Annotated in this window: 15 protein-coding genes; 9 read left to right on the forward strand and 6 right to left on the reverse strand. The window is 69.3% G+C overall.

Features of this window, described 5'->3' with window-relative positions:
• Positions 1–54 precede the first annotated feature (54 nt).
• A complete protein-coding gene (locus AMYHA_RS15235; RefSeq protein ID WP_034277399.1) occupies positions 55–987 on the reverse strand; it encodes an oxygenase MpaB family protein in 933 nt (310 codons plus the stop codon).
• Between the two features lie 183 nt (positions 988–1,170).
• On the opposite strand from AMYHA_RS15235, the gene AMYHA_RS15240 reads away from it, so the two are divergent.
• Positions 1,171–1,779 carry a TetR/AcrR family transcriptional regulator gene (locus AMYHA_RS15240; protein ID WP_034271952.1) on the forward strand — a complete coding sequence of 203 codons (609 nt, stop codon included), beginning with the start codon at positions 1,171–1,173 and terminating at the stop codon, positions 1,777–1,779.
• Between the two features lie 153 nt (positions 1,780–1,932).
• On the opposite strand, the gene AMYHA_RS15245 is transcribed toward AMYHA_RS15240, so the two are convergent.
• On the reverse strand, positions 1,933–3,420 hold the full coding sequence (locus AMYHA_RS15245; protein ID WP_034271954.1) for a flavin-containing monooxygenase: 1,488 nt from the start codon (positions 3,418–3,420) through the stop codon (positions 1,933–1,935).
• A gap of 635 nt (positions 3,421–4,055) precedes the next feature.
• Between AMYHA_RS15245 and gltB the strand changes: the two genes are divergently transcribed.
• The 3 genes from gltB (at position 4,056) to AMYHA_RS15260 (ending at position 11,563) form a co-directional block, all read left to right on the forward strand.
• On the forward strand, positions 4,056–8,597 hold the full coding sequence (gene gltB, locus AMYHA_RS15250; RefSeq protein ID WP_034271956.1) for a glutamate synthase large subunit: 4,542 nt from the start codon (positions 4,056–4,058) through the stop codon (positions 8,595–8,597).
• Positions 8,590–10,050 carry a glutamate synthase subunit beta gene (locus AMYHA_RS15255; protein WP_034271958.1) on the forward strand — a complete coding sequence of 487 codons (1,461 nt, stop codon included), beginning with the start codon at positions 8,590–8,592 and terminating at the stop codon, positions 10,048–10,050. Before gltB ends, AMYHA_RS15255 begins: the two co-directional genes overlap by 8 nt.
• A 349-nt stretch (positions 10,051–10,399) precedes the next feature.
• Entirely contained in the window at positions 10,400–11,563 is a 1,164-nt protein-coding gene (locus AMYHA_RS15260; protein WP_196776904.1) for an alpha/beta hydrolase, read from the forward strand.
• Here AMYHA_RS15260 and AMYHA_RS15265 read toward each other — a convergent pair.
• Positions 11,472–12,374: a universal stress protein gene (locus AMYHA_RS15265; protein ID WP_034277404.1), complete on the reverse strand. Its 903-nt coding sequence runs from the start codon at positions 12,372–12,374 to the stop codon at positions 11,472–11,474. The genes AMYHA_RS15260 and AMYHA_RS15265 overlap by 92 nt on opposite strands.
• Positions 12,375–12,527: 153 nt before the next feature.
• On the opposite strand from AMYHA_RS15265, the gene AMYHA_RS25875 reads away from it, so the two are divergent.
• Genes AMYHA_RS25875 through AMYHA_RS15290 form a run of 5 tightly spaced genes read left to right on the forward strand, consistent with a single transcriptional unit; the run spans position 12,528 to position 16,327 of the window.
• The gene (locus tag AMYHA_RS25875; protein ID WP_051399961.1) at positions 12,528–13,421 is read left to right on the forward strand and encodes a DUF4129 domain-containing protein; all 894 of its coding nucleotides are present in this window, start codon (positions 12,528–12,530) and stop codon (positions 13,419–13,421) included.
• On the forward strand, positions 13,406–13,819 hold the full coding sequence (locus AMYHA_RS15275; RefSeq protein WP_051399962.1) for a hypothetical protein: 414 nt from the start codon (positions 13,406–13,408) through the stop codon (positions 13,817–13,819). The genes AMYHA_RS25875 and AMYHA_RS15275 overlap by 16 nt, the downstream gene beginning before the upstream one ends.
• A complete protein-coding gene (locus tag AMYHA_RS15280; RefSeq protein ID WP_034271960.1) occupies positions 13,816–14,790 on the forward strand; it encodes an AAA family ATPase in 975 nt (324 codons plus the stop codon). Before AMYHA_RS15275 ends, AMYHA_RS15280 begins: the two co-directional genes overlap by 4 nt.
• Complete coding sequence (locus AMYHA_RS15285; RefSeq protein WP_084037254.1) at positions 14,787–16,085, forward strand: DUF58 domain-containing protein; 1,299 nt, start codon at positions 14,787–14,789, stop codon at positions 16,083–16,085. The genes AMYHA_RS15280 and AMYHA_RS15285 overlap by 4 nt, the downstream gene beginning before the upstream one ends.
• On the forward strand, positions 16,082–16,327 hold the full coding sequence (locus AMYHA_RS15290; RefSeq protein WP_034271962.1) for a hypothetical protein: 246 nt from the start codon (positions 16,082–16,084) through the stop codon (positions 16,325–16,327). The genes AMYHA_RS15285 and AMYHA_RS15290 overlap by 4 nt, the downstream gene beginning before the upstream one ends.
• 10 nt (positions 16,328–16,337) lie before the next feature.
• Here the strand turns inward: AMYHA_RS15290 and AMYHA_RS15295 are convergent, their stop codons facing one another.
• From AMYHA_RS15295 to AMYHA_RS15305, 3 genes are read right to left on the reverse strand one after another with little or no spacing between them, the layout of a single operon-like run.
• Complete coding sequence (locus tag AMYHA_RS15295; RefSeq protein ID WP_231104765.1) at positions 16,338–17,534, reverse strand: kynureninase/PvdN C-terminal domain-containing protein; 1,197 nt, start codon at positions 17,532–17,534, stop codon at positions 16,338–16,340.
• Positions 17,531–18,322, reverse strand: a complete 792-nt coding sequence (locus AMYHA_RS15300) for a tryptophan 2,3-dioxygenase (protein WP_034271964.1) — start codon at positions 18,320–18,322, stop codon at positions 17,531–17,533. The genes AMYHA_RS15295 and AMYHA_RS15300 overlap by 4 nt, the downstream gene beginning before the upstream one ends.
• Complete coding sequence (locus AMYHA_RS15305) at positions 18,319–19,089, reverse strand: PaaX family transcriptional regulator (RefSeq protein WP_051399964.1); 771 nt, start codon at positions 19,087–19,089, stop codon at positions 18,319–18,321. The genes AMYHA_RS15300 and AMYHA_RS15305 overlap by 4 nt, the downstream gene beginning before the upstream one ends.
• Positions 19,090–19,159 lie beyond the last annotated feature (70 nt).

The raw sequence follows: 19,159 nt of genomic DNA on the forward strand, positions 1-19,159 counted from the left end.
ATCTCCTTTGATCGGACTCACGCCGTCGCCCCTGCGCGACGTCGCGTGCGATGTTCAGACTCGCGGCGAATAGTGCTTCGGATCGTCGCGCCGTGCAAGAGGCGGCAGGTTCCGCGCCGGGGTTTCGACAACCGGCTCGCCCGGCGCGCTGGCGCCACGGGCGCGCTGCCACCCTGCTCTCGCCCTCGGATGGAAGCGCCACTCGAACGGCAGTAGCGAGAACATGAAATTGATCACTCTACCCGCGAGCCGGTGCAGCCGGGCGTCCCGCGACGTCCAGCGGTAGCCGAGCCGCCGCCGCACCGCGGGGTGGTAGAAGCCGACGCTCAGCCACAGGTAGCCGCGTGCGATCGGGATCCGCAGCACCCGCCACAGCGGGTCGGGCAGCCACGCCACGAGCGGCGGCTTCGGCAGGTCGGAGAGGTCGAGCACGTCGCGGGTGGCCTTGTTGTCCTCCAGCACCTCGGTGCACATGTGGTCGTAGTAGTCGAGGAACTCTTCCCACGTCGCGGGCACCGGCCGCATGCTCATGCCGTAGAGCCGGTACCACTGCACGTGCTCGTCGAACAGCCTGCGCTTGTCGGCTTCGCTGAGCCCGCCGGCGAACACCTCCGCGGTGTGCAGGGTGACCAGGAAGAACGTCGCGTGCGCCCAGTAGTAGGTGTCCGGGTCCAGCGCGTGGTAGCGCCTGCCGTGTTTGTCGACGCCCTTGATCGTGTCGTGGTAGCCGCGCACCTGCAGCGCCGTTTCGTGCGCCCGAGGGCCGTCGTAGACGACGCCGCCGATCGGGTAGAGCGAACGAAACAGCCGTTCGAAGCGCTCTTCGAAGAACTCGGAGTGCTCCTCGACGCCCGCGCCCAGGCCGGGATGCATGTTCTGCATCGACCCCGCCCAGAGTGCGACAAGCAGTCCGCGCCAGTCGCCGAAGTAGCGCCAGGTCAGCGAGTCAGGCCCCAGCGGCTCCGGCTCGCCCTCCGCGAGTCTCACCTTATTCGCTCCGAGTCGCACCGTGTCGGGCCGCGAGTCACCCGTTCCCGCATCGCGAGTTCCGCCATCCTGACGCGCGACGTCGTGGCTCATTACGGCCCCTTTCCGGCGTTTCCCTATCTGACTACGCCCGTTGTCACGTTAGAATTGACAACGACCGTAGTCAAGCGAGGAGCGACCCCCGTGACCGCCGAGCAGCGCACCTGGGCAGGAACGACGCTGGCCGATCGCAAGGCGACGAGACGCGGCCAGCTCATCGAGGCGGGACTGGAACTGCTCGGCACGACGGGCACACCGGCCGTGTCGGTGCGCGCGGTGTGCCGCACCGCCAAGCTCACTGAGCGCTATTTCTACGAGAGCTTCGCCGACCGGGACGCGCTGCTGCTCGCCGTCTACGACCAAGTGGCCCAGGAGGCACACGACGCGCTGGTGGCGGCGGTGCGCGACGCGCGGGACGAGCTGACCGCGCTGGTCCGCGCCGCGGTGACGTCGTTCGTCGAGCTGATCATCGACGACCCGCGTAAGGGCACCGTGCTGCTGCTCGCGCCGCTGACCGACCCAGCGCTGGTCCAGCGCGGCGCCGAACTGCTGCCGAACTTCACCGCGCTCATCCACGACCAGCTCCCGGCCAGCATCGACGACACCGAGCGGCGGCTGATCGCGGTGGGCGTCACCGGGGCGCTGACGAACCTGTTCACCGCCTACCTCAACGGCAGCCTCGACGTCCCCCGCGACCGGCTCGTGGAGCACTGCGTGCGGATGCTGCTCGCGGCGGCGCATGGCGCGCGGTGAGCGACGGGGCTCGGCACGGTGAGACAGGAGTTGATCACGGCCCCTGCTCGTAGTACCAAATCGTGTCCGCTTTGCCCGATGCTGATGGGCCTACGAGCAGGGTCCCTGATCAACTCGTCAGCGACGCGGTGATGGCGCCGATCGGCCGGGCGCTCAGTCCCGCTCCGACGAGCGTCCGACCAGCTGGAAGTCGGTGGGCTTGACCTTGCGGGTGCCGAGCCAGTACTTCCACGTGAAGCCCGGCCAGATGGTGCGGTTCACGCCCTGCGAGTCCAGGTACCAGGACGTGCAGCCACCCGTGGTCCAGATGCCGTCCGCGAGCTTGCGCTGGATGTCGTCCTGGAACTCGTCCTGCACCTCGGGACGCACCTCCAGCGCGGCTGCTTCGGTGCGCTCGGCGAGCCGGATGGCGTCCAGCACGTAGCGGGCCTGCGACTCGATCATGAACACCACGGACATGTGGCCAAGGCCGGTGTTCGGGCCGAGCAGGAAGAACAGGTTCGGGAACCCGGCGACGGTGATGCCCTTGTGGGTGGTCATGCCCTCGTCGCGCCAGGTCTTGGCCAAGTCCCTGCCGCCGACGCCGGTGATCTCGATGTAGTCGAACGCGTCGGTGACGTGGAAGCCGGTGCCGTAGATGATGACGTCGACCTCGTGCTCCACCCCGGCGGCGTCGACCACGCTGTGCTCGCGAACCTCGGTGATGCCCTCGGTGACGACGTCGACGTTCTCCCTGGCTAGCGCCGGGTAGTAGTCGTTGGCCTGCAGCACTCGCTTACAGCCCATGGTGTAGTCCGGGGTGAGCTTGGCCCGCAGCTCCGGGTCCTTGATCGCGCGCCGCATGTGCCACTTCGCGATCCGCTCAGCGGCGCGCATCAGCGCCGGATGGCCGTTGAAGCCGATGGCGCGGGCCTCGAGGAACCAGTACAGGAACGTGCGCACCAGTCGCTGGGTGAACGGCAGCGCGCGAAACAGGGCCTTCGCGAACGCGGGCACCTGGTGGTCCGGTTTCGGCATCACCCACGGCGCGGTGCGCTGGAACAGCGTGAGCTTGTCCACTTCGGGCGCGATCTGCGGTACGAACTGGATCGCGCTGGCCCCGGTCCCGACCACGGCGACGCGCTTGCCGCGCAGGTCGACGTCGTGGTCCCAATCGGCGGAGTGGAACGACGGCCCCTGGAAACTCTCCACCCCAGCCAGCTTGGGGATATTCGGGATGTGCAGCGCTCCGATGCCGGAGACCAGGAAACGTCCGGTGAAGCTCTCCCCCTTGGCGCCGGTGACGGTCCAGGTCTGGGCGTCCTCATCCCAGCGGGCGCTGGTCATCTCGACGCCGAACCGCATGTGCTCGCGCAGCCCGTACTTGTCGGCGACACCCTTGAGGTAGTCGAAGATCTCCGGCTGCCCGGAAAACGCCCGCGACCAGTTCGGGTTCTGCTCGTAGGAGAACGAGTACATGTGCGACTGGATGTCGCAGGCGCAGCCGGGGTAGGTGTTGTCGCGCCAGGTGCCGCCGACCTCATCAGCCTTCTCAATGATGACGAAGTCGTCGATACCCGCGTTCTTGAGCTGGATGCCCATACCAAGGCCGGAGAACCCGGTACCGACGATGATCACCTTGGCACGCTCGGGCTGCGCCATGCTTCCTCCACACCCTCGGGGCTGCACTTGTGTTACCAGAGGTAACGGTTACCTACTGGTAGCATGAGCGACCAGGTCCAATCGTGTCAAGTGCAACTGCAAGCACCCCGCAAGCACACGACCGGCTATCCTGGATTCTTGAGCAACGGCGCTCAACGCACGACGACGTGCCCGTGACAGCGAAGGATCGGCAGGCTTTTCGCAACGCAGCGGAAACCCGACGAGGCGCACATCCCAGACCTGGCTACGCCACGGTAGGGGTATGCGGGGCGTGATTACCCCGCAGGAGCGTCAACCTCGCGTGGGATTTCCCACGACTCGGCCCGCAGGTATCCACATAACCCGAATTTCACACTAAAGTAATCTGACCCCGGAAATCCCGGGGCGCAGCGAAGTGCGCGCCTGCGGCCTCCGCCAATCCGGAGGCGACGCGGAGCGCGCAGGGACACACGACGAGGTGTGTCAGCAGGTCACACAGTGCGGTGTGATCGCCTGCCTAATCGGGCAGCTCAGTCTCACTATCGCGACTCCGGGCGGCATCGTTAGCTGCCGGTCTCAGCAACGCTGGATCGGACTAATCAGCGCACGATCAGCCGCGACCGGCAGCGCCGACACCCATGGGAGGACGGCCAGCCGTGACCCACCACAACCCCCTTACCCGCAGCGGCGCGGGGCTCTACGACGAGTCTTTCGAGCACGACGCCTGTGGCGTCGCCTTCGTCGCCGACCTCGCGGGAAGGCGCGATCACGACATCGTGCGTAAGGCTCTCGTCGCCCTGCGAAACCTGGAGCACCGCGGCGCACGCGGCGCCGAACCGGACACCGGTGATGGTGCCGGCTTGCTGATCCAGGTGCCTGATGCGTTCTACCGCGATGTCGTCGACTTCGAGCTGCCCGAGGCGGGCGGCTACGTGGTGGGCACCGCGTTCCTGCCGACCGACGCCCAGGCGCGGGACAAGGCCAAGTCCACCATCGAGCGCATCGCCGCCGAGGAGGACATGCGCCCGCTCGGCTGGCGGGAACTGCCCGTCGACCCCGAGCACGTCGGCCCGACGGCGGCCACCACGATGCCGCACTTCTCCCAGCTGTTCCTCGCGCCCCGCGACGAGGCCGTCACCGGGCTTGAGCTGGAGCGCCTGGCGTTCGTCGTGCGCAAGCGCGCCGAGCACGCGCTCGAGGAGCAGAACGTCTACTTCCCGAGCCTGTCCTCTCGCACCATCATCTACAAGGGCATGCTCACTGAGCCGCAGGTGGAGAAGTTCTTCCTCGACCTGTCCGACGAGCGCGTGACCAGTTCGATCGGCCTGGTCCACTCGCGGTTCTCCACCAACACCTTCCCGTCGTGGCCGCTGGCGCACCCGTACCGCTACGTCGCCCACAACGGTGAGATCAACACGCTGCGCGGCAACCGCAACTGGATGGACGCGCGCGAGTCCATGCTGGACAGCGACCTGTTCCCCGGCAAGCTCGAGCGCGTCTACCCGATCATCACGCGTGGCGCGTCCGACTCGGCGTCGTTCGACGAGGTGCTGGAGCTGCTGCACCTCGGCGGCCGGTCGCTGCCGCACTCGGTGCTCATGATGATCCCCGAGGCGTGGGAGAACCACGACGAGATGGACCCGGAGCGCAGGGCGTTCTACGAGTACCACTCCACGATGATGGAGCCGTGGGACGGCCCCGCCCTGGTCGCGTTCACCGACGGCACCCAGATCGGTGCGGTGCTTGACCGTAACGGTCTGCGGCCCGCGCGTTACTGGGTGACCGAGGACGGCCTCGTCGTCGCGGCTTCCGAGGTTGGCGTGCTCGACATCGAACCGTCGTCGATCGTGAAGAAGGGCCGCCTCGAGCCGGGCAGGATGTTCCTGGTCGACACGGCCGAGGGCCGCATCATCGACGACGCCGAGATCAAGGGGCAGCTCGCCGCGGAGCACCCGTACGGCGCGTGGGTCGAGAAGGGCATGCTGCGGCTGGCCGAGCTGCCCGAGCGGGAGCGCGAGGTGCCGACGCACTCCTCGCTGGTGCGCCGTCAGCAGGCGTTCGGCTACACCGAGGAGGAGCTGTCGGTGCTGCTCGCGCCGATGGCCAACGTCGGCGCGGAGCCGATCGGCTCGATGGGCAACGACTCGCCCCTCGCCCCGCTCTCGGCGCGCTCGCGGCAGCTGTTCGACTACTTCACCCAGCTGTTCGCGCAGGTCACCAACCCGCCGCTGGACGCGATCCGTGAGGAGATGGTGACCGCACTCGGCGCGCAGCTTGGCTCCGAGCCGAACCTGCTCGACGCCGGGCCCGAGCACGCGCGCAAGATCGTGCTGCCGTTCCCCGTCGTCGACAACGACGAGCTGGCCAAGCTGGTCCACGTCAACGACGACGGCGACCTGCCAGAGTTCCAGTCGGTCACCATCGACGGCCGCTACGACGTGCACGGCGGCGGCGAGGCACTGGTCCGCAGGCTGGACGAGATCCGCAGCGAGGTCGTCGAGGCCATCAACGACGGCGCGCGGCTGATCGTGCTGTCCGACAGGGGCGTCGACGCCGACCACGCACCAATCCCGTCGTTGCTGCTCACCGGCGCGGTGCATCACCACTTGGTGCGAGAGAAGCTGCGCACTCAGGTGGGCCTCGTCGTGGAGTCCGGCGATGCCCGCGAGGTGCACCACATCGCGCTGCTGATCGGCTTCGGCGCCGCCGCGGTCAACCCGTACCTGGCGATGGCCACGGTCGAGGAGATGGCCGAGCGCGGCATTCTCGGCGACACCGACCCGAAGCACGCCACCCAGAACCTGATCAAGGCGCTGGGCAAGGGCGTGCGCAAGACGATGTCCAAGATGGGTGTCTCCACCGTCGCCTCCTATACCGGTGCGCAGATCTTCGAGGCGTTCGGGCTCGGCGAGGAGGTCATCGAGTCCTGCTTCACCGGCACGACGTCCCGGCTGGGCGGCGTCGGCTTCGACACGCTGGCCGAGGAGGTCGCGCAGCGACACCGGGTCGCGTTCCCGGCAGACGGTGTGCACGCCAGTCACCGCGAGCTGGAGTTCGGCGGTGACTACCAGTGGCGCCGCGAGGGTGAGCACCACCTGTTCAACCCGCAGACGGTGTTCAAGCTGCAGCACTCCACCCGCTCCGGGAAGTACGACATCTTCAAGGAGTACACCCAGTCGGTCGACGACCAGGCCGAGAAGCTGATGACGCTGCGCGGGCTGTTCGAGCTCAAGGAGGGCGCGCGCCCGCCGGTGCCGATCGAGGAGGTCGAGCCGGTCTCGGAGATCGTGAAGCGGTTCTCCACCGGCGCCATCTCCTACGGCTCGATCTCCAAGGAGATGCACGAGACACTGGCGATCGCCATGAACCGGCTCGGCGCGAAGTCGAACACCGGTGAGGGCGGCGAGGACGTCGACCGGCTCTACGACCCGGAGCGCCGCAGTGCGATCAAGCAGGTCGCCTCCGGCCGCTTCGGTGTGACCAGCGAATACCTGGTCAACGCCGACGACATCCAGATCAAGATGGCCCAGGGCGCCAAGCCGGGCGAAGGTGGTCAGCTGCCGGGAACCAAGGTGTATCCGTGGGTGGCCACGACGCGGCACTCGACGCCGGGTGTCGGGCTGATCTCGCCGCCGCCGCACCACGACATCTATTCGATCGAGGACCTGGCGCAGCTGATCCACGACCTGAAGAACGCCAACCCGAACGCGCGGATCCACGTCAAGCTGGTGTCCGAGGTCGGGGTCGGCACGGTCGCGGCCGGTGTGTCCAAGGCCCATGCCGATGTCGTGCTGATCTCCGGTCACGACGGTGGCACGGGTGCCTCGCCCTTGTCGTCGATCAAGCACGCTGGCGCCCCGTGGGAGCTCGGCCTCGCCGAGACGCAGCAGACGCTGCTGTCCAACCGGCTGCGGGACCGGATCGTGGTGCAGACCGACGGTCAGCTCAAGACCGGCCGCGACGTGATCGTCGCCGCGCTGCTCGGCGCCGAGGAGTACGGCTTCGCCACCGCTCCCCTCGTCGTGTCCGGCTGCATCATGATGCGGGTCTGCCACCTGGACACCTGCCCGGTCGGTGTGGCCACCCAGAACCCGAAGCTGCGGGAGAAGTTCTCCGGCAAGGCCGACTACGTGGTGAACTTCTTCGAGTACGTCGCGCAGGAGGTGCGGGAGTACCTGGCCGCGCTGGGCTTCCGCTCGCTGGACGAGGCGATCGGTCACGCCGAGATGCTCGACACCAGCAAGGCGGTCGACCACTGGAAGGCCAAGGGGCTGGACCTGTCGCCGATCTTCCACGTGCCGGAGATCTCCGAGGACGCGGCCCGGCACCAGGTCGTCACGCAGGATCACGGCCTCGACAAGGCACTGGACAACACGCTGATTCAGCTCGCGGAAGGCGCGCTCAACGAGGGCACCCCGGTCAAGCTGGAGCTGCCGGTGCGCAATGTGAACCGCACCGTCGGCACCATGCTGGGCCACGAGCTGACCAAGCGCTGGGGCGGCGAGGGCCTGCCGGACAACACCATCGACGTCACGTTCACCGGCACCGCGGGCCAGTCGTTCGGCGCATTCGTGCCGAAGGGCATCACGCTGCGGCTGATCGGTGACGGCAACGACTACGTGGCCAAGGGGCTCTCCGGTGGCCGGGTCATCATCCGGCCGCACGCCGACGCGCAGTTCGTCGCCGAGGAGAACCTGATCGCGGGCAACGTCATCGCCTACGGCGCGACCGGCGGCGAGCTGTACCTGCGCGGCAAGGTCGGTGAGCGGTTCTGTGTCCGCAACTCGGGCGCGACCGCCGTCGTCGAGGACGTCGGCGACCACGGCTGCGAGTACATGACCGGCGGCAAGGTCGTCGTGCTCGGCGGCATCGGCCGCAACTTCGCGGCAGGCATGTCGGGCGGGACCGCCTACATCCTGGACCTGGCTGCCAAGCAGCACCGGGTCAACACGGAGATGGTCGATCTCGACCCGCTGGACGACACCGACCGTGAATTCCTGCGCGACGCCGTCGAACGGCACTACGCCGAGACCGGCTCCACCGTCGCGCATCGGCTGCTGACCGACTTCGACACCGCTGTCGAACGGTTCGGCAAGGTCATGCCGAAGGACTTCAAGCGCGTGCTCGCCGCGCAGGCTCAAGCCGAGCGCGATGGCCGCGACATCAACGAGGCAATCATGGAGGCGGCACATGGCTGACGCCAAGGGTTTTATGACCACTGAGCGGGAGGTGCCGAAGACTCGGCCGGTGCCGCTGCGATTGAAGGACTGGCGCGAGGTCTACGAGGACCCTGCCGAGTTCGCCCAGGGCAAGCTTCCCAAGCAGGCCGGCCGCTGCATGGACTGCGGCATCCCCTTCTGCCACGAGGGCTGCCCGCTGGGCAACCTGATCCCTGACTGGAACACCCTGGTCTGGCGGGACGACTGGCAGGACGCCATCGAGCGGCTGCACGCGACGAACAACTTCCCGGAGTTCACCGGGACGTTGTGCCCCGCGCCGTGCGAGTCGGCGTGCGTGCTCGGCATCAACGATGATCCGGTCACCATCAAGCGCGTCGAGATCTCGATCATCGACCGCGCATGGGACGAGGGCTGGGTCAAGCCGGTGCTGCCGGAGACCAAGACCGGCAAGAAGGTCGCGGTCGTCGGTTCCGGTCCCGCCGGGCTGGCCGCCGCGCAGCAGCTCACCCGCGCCGGGCACGACGTCGTCGTGTTCGAGCGGGCCGACAAGATCGGTGGCCTGCTGCGCTACGGCATCCCCGAGTTCAAGATGGAGAAGTTCCGGCTGGACCGGCGGCTGGACCAGATGCGGGCGGAGGGCACCGAGTTCCGCACCAGCGTCAACGTCGGCGTCGACGTCACCGCCGCGCAGCTGCGCGAGTCCTACGACGCGGTGGTGCTGTCCGGTGGCGCGACGCAGTGGCGGGACCTGCCGATCCCCGGCCGCGAGGCAGAGGGCGTCTACCAGGCGATGGAGTACCTGCCGCCCGCGAACAAGGTCGCCAGCGGTGACCTGGCGGACACACCGATCAGCGCCAAGGACAAGGACGTCGTGATCATCGGTGGCGGTGACACCGGTGCCGACTGCCTCGGCACCGCGCACCGCCAGGGCGCGCGATCGGTGACGCAGCTGGAGATCATGCCGAAGCCGCCGGAGTCGCGCGGCGAGGCGAACCCGTGGCCGACGTATCCGATGATCTACCGGACGTCCTCGGCGCATGAGGAGGGTGGCGAGCGGGTCTTCTCCGTCAACACCCAGGAGTTCCTCGCCGACGACGAGGGCAAGCTGCGGGCCATCAGGCTCGTCGACGTCGAGCGCGTCGACGGCCGTTTCGAGCCGGTGGCAGGCACCGAGCGGGAGATCCCCGCCCAGCTGGTGACGCTGGCGATGGGCTTCGTCGGCCCGGAGAAGGGCGCGCTGCTGGAGGACCTCGGCGTCGGCTACGACGAGCGCGGCAATGTGGTGCGCAGCCAGGACTACCAGACCAACGTCGACGGCGTGTTCAGCGCCGGTGACATCGGCAGGGGTCAGTCGCTGATCGTGTGGGCCATCGCCGAGGGCCGTGCCGCGGCCGCCGGCGTGGACGCCTACCTCACCGGCCGTGACGTGCTGCCCCGTCCGGTCAACCCGACCGACCGCCCGATCGCATAACCCACGGCCACCGATCGGCCGTCGCTGCCCGCCTGGCGGGTGCGGCGGCGGCCGGTGTGCCGGACCCCCGAACGCGGCCCGCTGACAATGGCGTCAGCGGGCCGTTTCTGTGTTGGCTCGCGGCTGGCGCTGGCACCGCGCGCTGCTCTGCCCCGCATGGCGCGCCTTCGCCGGGCACGTTGCGTGATGTGCGCCGGATTCGGTGCTGTTTGCCGGTTTCTCGTCGCCATATACCCGGCGAAGGCGTTCCCGGCCTTGGTATTCGCCCGCGACGGGTGACTCTCGATACAAGCGGTATCCACACCGGTCCCCCTGCGTTATTTTACGCATGAGTAGGTTTGGAGGATTGGTGCTGCAGCTTCTGACAACGCACGCGACCACCGCGGCCCGCAACGCCTTGGCGCTGGCATTCGGCGACGGCGTCGAGCCGCCGCACGCCACGCCGTCGACCGTGCTCCATGATGAGCCGCACCAGGTGCTGCGCCGGTTCAGCGGTCCAACGCCCAGCGCGGCGTCCAGCACAACGGCCGCCTCCGACGCCACCTCCCCTACGTCGCCGGTGCTGCTGGTGCCGCCGCTCGCCGCGCCCGCGAACTGCTTCGACCTACGCAAGGGCCAGAGCCTCGCGGAGTTCCTCGTCGAGACCGGCAGGCGCACCTACCTGGTCGACTACGGCGAGATCGGCTTCGCAGACCGGCGCATGGGCATGGAGGACTGGATCGACGAGATCATCCCCAACGCCATCCGCCGCGCCTCAGCCGCCGAAAACGGCGCGGCGGTCGACGTCGTCGCCTGGTCTATCGGCGGCACGCTCAGCCTGCTGACCGCCGCCGCGCACCAGGAGCTGCCGATCCGCTCGATCACCGCCGTCGGCAGCCCGATCGACTACAGCAAGCTGCCGATGCTCCAACCCTGGCGGCGGGTTGGCAAGCTCACCGGCGGCGAGCCGGTCACCAGCGTCTACCGCCTCGCGGGCGGAATCCCCGGAGCGCTCGTACGCACCGGGTTCAGTGTCACCGCACTGGACCGCACCCTCACCAAACCGGCGTTCATCGCCCGCAATCTGCTCGACACCGACGCCCTCGGCAAGATGCAGGCCGTTGACCGGTTCATGTCCGCGATGCCCGCCTACCCCGGCCGGTTCTACGGCCAGGTCAACGGCAGGCTGATCATCCACAACGACCTCGCGCGCGGCACGCTCAAGCTCGGCGCGCGCCGGATTCACTTGGCCGACGTCACCGTGCCGGTGCTGCTGGTCGCGGGCACGACCGACGTCATCACCACCGAAGCGGCGGCGCGAGCTGGCACCAGCGTGCTCACCGGCACGTCCGTGCGGTTCACGACGACACGCGGCAGCCACCTCGGCATCCTCACCGGCCCCGATGCGCGGGAGACGACGTGGCGTTACCTCGACGAGTTTCTCACTGCCCAGGATCCGCCCGCACGACAAGCACCGGGCAGTACGCATGGTGCAACAGCGCCTGACTCGTCGACCCGAGTAGCAGCCCGCTGAAGCCGCCCCGTCCCCTGCTGCCGACCACGACAAGGCAGGCGGACTCGCTCCACTCGAGCAGCCGTTCGCGCGGCTTGGACCGCACCAGGTCGCGCTCGACGGTCACGTCGGGGTAGAGCTCGCTCCACCCGGCGAGCCGTTCCGCGAGGATACGTTCCTCGGCCTGTTCCAGCGGCTCCCAGTCGTGGGCCATCCTGGCCTCGCTGAACACCGCCTTGGCGTCGGCGTCGGTGTAGGCGTGCATCGCGACCAGCCGCACGCCGCGAAACGCCGCCTGTTCGAACGCGCAGCCCAGCGCGTGCTCACTGAGCTCGCTGCCATCCACGCCGACCACGACGGGCGCGTCGGCGGGCCGGTCGACGTCGCCCCGTACCGCGATGACGGGACAGTGCGCGTGCGCGGCGAGAGTGACGGTGGTTGAGCCGAGCAACAACCCGGCGAACGTGCCCCTGCCCGACTCGCCGAGCACGATGCTGCGCGCCGAGTTGGACGCCTCGATCAGCGCGATCACCGGCGGGTCCATTGTGGACTCCGACTGGACCTCGACACCAGGCGCGACCTCCTCGGCGGCGACCTCCGCTTCCCGCAGCACGCTCTCGGAGTCCTGTTCGAGCAGGTGGTACAGCTCGGTTGACGGTGAGATCGCCCCGCCGGGGAAGAACTCCGGCACCCCGATCGCGTGCACGACGCGCAGCCCGACCCGGTGCCCGCTGGCCTCGCGCGCCGCCCAGCGCACCGCGCGCAGCGCCGATTGCGAGCCGTCGACGCCCACCACGACCGGGCCGATCCACTCCTGGTGCTGCTGTGTCATCGCCGCCTCCCGCGGTGCCGACGTGCTCGACATCAACTTTCGCAGACCCACGGCAGGCAGGAAAGCCGACACTCGTTCGACAACCAGCTCAACCGGCCACGACGCCGACACGAACGGGTTGTGCGGTCGCCATCGATCGCGCACCGTTGACACATGCCGTCACGGGCGCGCGTGGTCCTGTTCGTGCTGCTGCTCATCACAGCGGTCGCAGCGTTGCGTGCCCCGGCACCTGGCGCACCGATGCCCGCCGCCGACAACACTCCAGCCACCGTCGTGATCGGATGGCTGATCGTGCTGCTGGCCCCTGCGCTGCTGGTGGTGCTGTACGCGGGCCTGCGCTACCGCCCCGCTCCGGTCCACAGGCCACGCAGGCCACGGCCCGCGCGGCCACGGGGACGTGCCGCGTTGCTGGCGCTCGCCGCGTTGCTCGCCGTCACGGCCGCGCTGGCGGCGCTCGCGCGAGTGCTGCCGCCTGCCCGGCCAACGATGCGCGGCGGCACCGACCCCGATGGCACGCAGGAGACATCGCCACCGGCACCGGCACCACCGTCCGAACCGGACGGCGCCAGCTCGGCACCGGAACTAGCGGCCACGGCCGTCGCCGTCGCGCTGCTACTCCTGCTGGCGGTGGCCGTGCTCCGCGCCCGCCGCCCCGCGCCCCACGACCTCCCCATGCCCGGCACGCCCGCGCCCAGCGGTGCGAGACAGCAGCCGCTGGCCACCGCGGCCGGGCGGGCGCTCAGCGCCGTCGAGACGCCCGGTTCGGACCCGCGCGCCGCGATCATCAGCTGCTACGCGGCGATGGAACGCGCGCTGGCCGAGGCACCAGCGTCGGCACCGCGGCCCGCCGACGCGCCCGCCGACGTGCTGCGCAGGGCTGCCGAGCAGGGCCAGCTCAGCGCGTCCACCGGCAGCAGGATGCTCGAGCTGTTCCACGAGGCCCGCTACAGCACGCACTCGATGACCGAAGCCGATCGCAGCGCGGCCGCGACGACGCTGCGCACGATTCTCGCCGAACTCGGGAGGCCGCGATGGCGATCATCGTGATCAACGCCGTCGCCAGCGGTGTCGCCGTCCTGGTGCTCATCGGGGTGACGTTGTGGGTCGTCTCGCGCGCGCTCCCCCGCGGTACCGGGCCAGCGCCCGCCGTTGACGCGGCCGAATTGGACTCCACGCTCGCGCACGCGCAGGCCACGGTGAGCTGGGCATCCGGGACGCGTCGCGACTGGGATCGCCACGTCCGGCCGGTGCTCGCCCGGCAGCTCGAGGAAGCGCTCGGCCCGCGTCGCGGCGACGAGTCCCGCCACGCGGCCGGTGAGATGCTCCTCGGCCCACTGCTGTGGCCGCTGGTCGACCCGCACGGCGCCTTCACAACGCGGCTCGACGGTCCCGGTCCAGGCCGAGATGCCCTGGCCACCATCCTCGACCGGTTGGAGTCGTCATGAGCGAGACCGGCACCACGACGGCGGCGACCGCGGCGCGAGCCGACGAAGTGCTTGCCGAGATCGAACGCGCGGTCGTTGGCAAGCGGGCGGCCCTTGAGCAGATCCTGACCGGCGTGCTCGCGCACGGCCACATCCTGATCGAGGACCTGCCCGGCATGGGTAAGACGCTCATCGCCCGATCGTTCGCGACGGTGTTCGGGCTGGACTTCACGCGGGTGCAGTTCACACCTGATCTGCTGCCCGCCGACCTGCTCGGCTCCACCGTCTACGAGCAGTCCACCGGGGAGTTCGTGTTGCGCAAGGGCCCGGTGTTCACCCACGTGCTGCTGGCCGACGAGATCAACCGCACGCCGCCAAAGACCCAGTCCGCGCTGCTTGAGGCGATGGCCGAGGGCCAGGTCAGCATCGACGGCACCACACACCGGCTGGCCGAGCCGTTCCTCGTGCTCGCCACGGACAACCCGATCGAGTACGAGGGCACCTACCCGCTGCCAGAGGCGCAGCTCGACCGGTTCTGTCTGCGGGTGCGGCTGGGCTACCTGCCAGCGGACGGTGAGGTGGAGATGCTGCGGCGCAGGTTGCGGCGTGGCGCGGAACCAGAACGGCTGTGCGCGGTGCTCACGCCAGCCGATCTGCTGCTCATGCGGGAGTCGGTCGAGTCGGTGTCAGTGCACGCTGACGTCCTCGACTATGTCGTCACGCTGGCGGACGCGACCAGGAATCACCACCAGGTCGACGTCGGGGCCAGCCCACGCGCCGAGCTGGACCTGGTGCAGCTGGCGCGCGGCAGGGCGCTGCTCGCGGGCCGCGACTACGTGATTCCCGAGGACATCAAGGCGCTGACCAGCCCGGCGTGGGCGCACCGGGTCGCGTTGCGCCCCGAGATGTGGGTGCGCCGGGTGCGACCGGAACAGGTGCTAGCCGATCTGCTGGACCGGACGCCGGTGCCTCGGGTGGGACCAAGCTCATGAGCACATCGAGCAGGGAACCTGGCGCCGAGGCGCCGCGGTGGCGGCCGTCGCCCTTGGCGGTGACGCTGACCGTGCTCGCGTCGGCGGCACTGATCAGCGCGGTGTTGTGGCGGCGGGTCGAGTTCGTCGCGTTCGCGGCGCCCCTGCTGGGCGCACTGCTCAACGCGCGTTCACCGACCGGGCAGGTCAGCGTGAGCAGTGATCGCGCTGAGGAGCACTGCTTCGAAGGGGAGACCGTCGACCTCGCGGTGACCGTCACCGTCAGCGGCTGCGCAGTGGAACGGATCTCGATCGCCGGAGTGGATGTCGACGTCACGGCCGCCACGGTCACCAGGACGTCGAACGGCGCTATGCGGCACTGCCAGGTGTACACCCCCGCATGGGGACGATTCGCACCCGCCGTGACGGTCGACCTGCGCGCGTGCTCCGGACTGCTGGCGGCGACGGTGGTGCGGCACCCGGTGCGGCTGCGGGTGTATCCGAGGCCCGAGCCGATGCGCACCGCGCCACGCACCGCCGAACTGCCGGACCGTATCGGCGCGCACATCGGTCGCCGGCTGGGCACGGGTGTCGAGTTCGCGGGCATCCGGCCGTACGTACCTGGTGATCAGTTGCGCATGGTGAACTGGCACGCCAGCGCGCGGCGCGGCAGGCTGCACGTCACCGAGCGGTTGGCGGAGCGCTCGGCGACCATGGTCGCGTTGATCGACGCCTGGATGCTGCACTCCCCCGGCGGCGCGTGCCCACCACCGGTGCGGCGGGCGTGTTCGCTGGCCGTCGCGGGCGCGGCGCAGCTGACACGCGCCGCGTTGCGGCGTGGTGACCAGGCAGGGGTAATCGCACTCGGTGGCCCGTTGCGCTGGGTGCGGCCGGACATCGGGCGGCGGCAGTTCTACCGGATCGCCGACGCGGCGCTGGATGCGATCCCCGCCGCGGGCGAATCCGAGTCCAGCCACGCGGGCCACGGAGATGTGCTGCCGCGCGGCATTCTGCCGCCGTCGGCGCTGGTGGTCGCGTTCACGCCGCTACTGGATGGTCGCATCGCGACACTGCTCAACGACGTCCGGCTGCGGGGGCACGCCGTCGCTGTGGTCGACGTGCTGCGGGAGTTGCCAGCGCATGGCGAGACCGACCCACTGGTCGGCACCATGTGGCGCTGGGAGCGCACCACGATGTACCGCAACTTCGGGCTGCTTGGCATCCCGATCGTCGCGTGGCGACAGGACTCCACTGTGGACGAAGCGCTCGCCCCACTGGCGCTCCGGCCACTCGCGGTAAGACGGCCATCGCCATGACGATCCCGCTCGCACTCGCCGCCGGTGTCGCGACGCTGGCGCTGTTGGTCACGCTCAGCGGCGGCAGGCGGGCGGGCGCGCGGCTGCGCGAGAGCGTGTCACTGTTGCCGGGCGTCGCCCTGGCCTGCGCGGCGGTGCTGGTCGCCGACGCGCTGCCCGGCATCCCACCATGGGCGTCGCTCGGTGCGGTTGGTTCTGCTGCCGCGGCCGCGCTGCTGCTGACCGTGCTGGCGTCCCGGTAGAGCAGGGCGGTCAACCCCTGACGACCTCGCCCAGTGCCGCCATCGCGTCGGTCAGCTGGGTGTCATTGAGGTACGGCGCGGGACCGAACCGCAGGTACGGTCTCCTGGCGTCGGTATGTACCCCGCGTTCGGCCAGCGCCCGTCGCAGTCCCTGCGCGTCCCGGCAGCGCAACGCGAGGAACCCACCATAAGCGGACAGCGATGACCTCCGGTCCCTGCTGACGACGTCGGGCGGCAGCGCCAGCTCGTCGAACGCCGTCGCCAGCACCTCGAGCTGATGCTGGGCGAGCGCACGCAGGAACGCGGGCCGCAGACCGTGCTCGTCCCGGAACCGCAGCACGCGCGCGGCCCGGTAGTGGCTGGTCGGGTCATAGGTCGCCCCCGCGAACCGGGCAGCGCCATTCGGGTACCGCACCAGGCCTGGCGCCTTCTCCTCGGCAAGCTCACCGAACTCGGCGAACCATCCGGTGATCACCGGCCGGAACCGATCGGCATGCGGCGGCAACCGCAGGAAACAGTTCCCCTCACCGAGCTGGAGGTACTTGTACCCGCCGCCGGTCACCCAGGCATCGGCCAGCCCCAGCGCGGCGAGGTCCACCTCAACAACGCCGAGCGCATGGTAAACATCCACCAGCAGCTCGGCCCCGTGCCGTGCGCACGCCGCGGCGACTGTCTCCAGCCCGCCGACGATCCTGGCTGTCTCGAACAACACCAGCGAGACCAGCGCGGCTGCGGTGCCGTCATCGACTTCGGACGCGAGGCGTTCGGCGAGGGTGTCAATCGGCTCCACCGGCACCCGCACTACCTCGATACCTTCCTCGCCCAGCCGCGCCAATTGCCTGCGTAGGGTGTGGAACTCGCCGTCGGTGGTCACCAGCCGTTGCCTGCGCCGCAAGTCCAACCCGGACAGGAATCGCAGCACGAGTTCGTGGGTGTTCGCGCCGAGCGCGACCTCGCCGGCAGGGTCAGCAAGCAACTGACGATAGCCATCGGCCACCTCGTCTGCCTTGGCCGCTGCCCGATCCCACTTGCCGTCGACGTGCGCTGCGGCATCGGCCAACGCGTCGAGCTGACCGTCAGCCGCCACGTCCGGCCACGCCTGGTGCGAGTGCCCGGTCAGCAGCAGCCGGTCGGCGACGCGGAACCCGGAGTAGTGCGCCGCCAACGCGTTCGGCGTGCGTGTCAGATCCTCGATCCGGTAGCTCACAGCTTGCTCCGCACGGCCCACAGGTCGGGAAACGCCGGACGGCCGACGGTGGTACGCAGGTAGGCCGCGCCAGAAGACCCGCCGGTTCCTGCCTTGTCCCCGATGGTGCGCTCGACCATCTTGACGTGCCGGTAGCGCCACTCCTGGAAGCCCTCATCCAGGTCGACCAGGTTCTCGCACACCGTAGCCGGACCCGCGTCATCGGAATACACCCGCAGCAGCAGATCCTGCACCTGCTCCGACGGCTCAAGCGGCCGCGTCACATCGCGGTGCAGCGCCGCGGCGGGCACGTCGTAATCGTGCACGGCGAGGTAGCGCAGGAAGGAGTCGAACAGCGATGGGCGTGCCATCCGCTCCGCGATGCGCTCGCGCGCCTGCGTGCCCTCCGGGTAGTGCTCGAACACCCGCCGGTCACGCCTGCCGAGCACCGCCTCCAGCTCACGGAACTGTCCGGATTGGAACCCGCTGGAGGCGTCCAGGCGCTCCCGGAAGCTGAGGAACTGGCTCGGCGTCATCGTCTCCAGGACGTCGATCTGCGCGACGACGACCTTGAGAATGGTCAGCACGCGCCGCAGTGTGCGCACCGCGTGCGGGGTATCACCCGCGTCGAGCCGCACCGTGAGGTGGTCCAGCTCGTGCAGCAGCTGCTTGAACCACAGCTCATAGACCTGATGGATGACGATGAACAGCATCTCGTCGTGCTCGTCCGAGCGCGGATGTTGCGCGTTCAGGACGTCGTCGAGAGCGAGGTACGACGTGTAATTCAGGGCGGCGTGCTGCTCGGTCATGGCGTGGTCACCTCGTCGAAATGGCGCTGCGCTGCTGGTGCCAGCGTGGCGTACAGCTCGTGGAACAGCGCGACGGCGTCGGCACGCTGTTCCGGAGCGGCGATGAGCTCCGCTGGGAGTTCCGGGTCGCGGAACGGAAATTGTCTGAACGTGTGTACCAACCGGGTACGCAGGAGAAACGCCGACCGGTCGTCGGTGGCCGATGCCGCCGCGAACTCGCCAACGAAGGCGGCGTAGGCCTCGGCGAGCGCATCGAGATCCCACGCCCGGGTGATGAGCGCGCGAGCGTCGGCCACACCGCCGGGCGAACACCGCAGCAGGCCGGCGTGCTCGCGCACCTCAAGGTCGTCGAGCAGGTCGCTGACCTGGCCCACCGCGTCCCGCACCGCGAGCCAGGTGCCGTCCTGGATCGGGCCGAACCCGAGAAACCGCAGCCGCCGCACGAGCGCCTCCCGCGCGCGCCGGTGCGTGTCCGGGATGCCGTGCCAGAGCAACGTCCACTGCGCGGCGGACCGCGTGCCGTTGGCGCCGAGGGTGAAGATACGGCTGTCACCTTCCGCGAGCACCCGCCGAGCCCGCTCGGTGAGGGTGTAATACACCAGCCTGCCCTGCTTGCGCCGCGCGATCAGGTCGCGACGGGCCAGCCTGGTCAGCGCGACCCGCGCCGCGCCCTCCCGAAAGCCCATCTCCGCGAGCAGCGCGACCAGCCCGCCTGCCCACACCTGGCCGTCCTCACGCGGCCACACGTAGGCGCCGAGCAGGGTCATCACGAGCTCCTGCGGGGTCGGGTCGAAGCGCGTCCCTCGCGCACCGTCTGCCTGCACACCTCAACTCTAT

Origin of the sequence: Haloechinothrix halophila YIM 93223, from assembly GCF_000504245.1 — a bacterium.
Lineage (GTDB): Bacteria > Actinomycetota > Actinomycetes > Mycobacteriales > Pseudonocardiaceae > Haloechinothrix_A > Haloechinothrix_A halophila.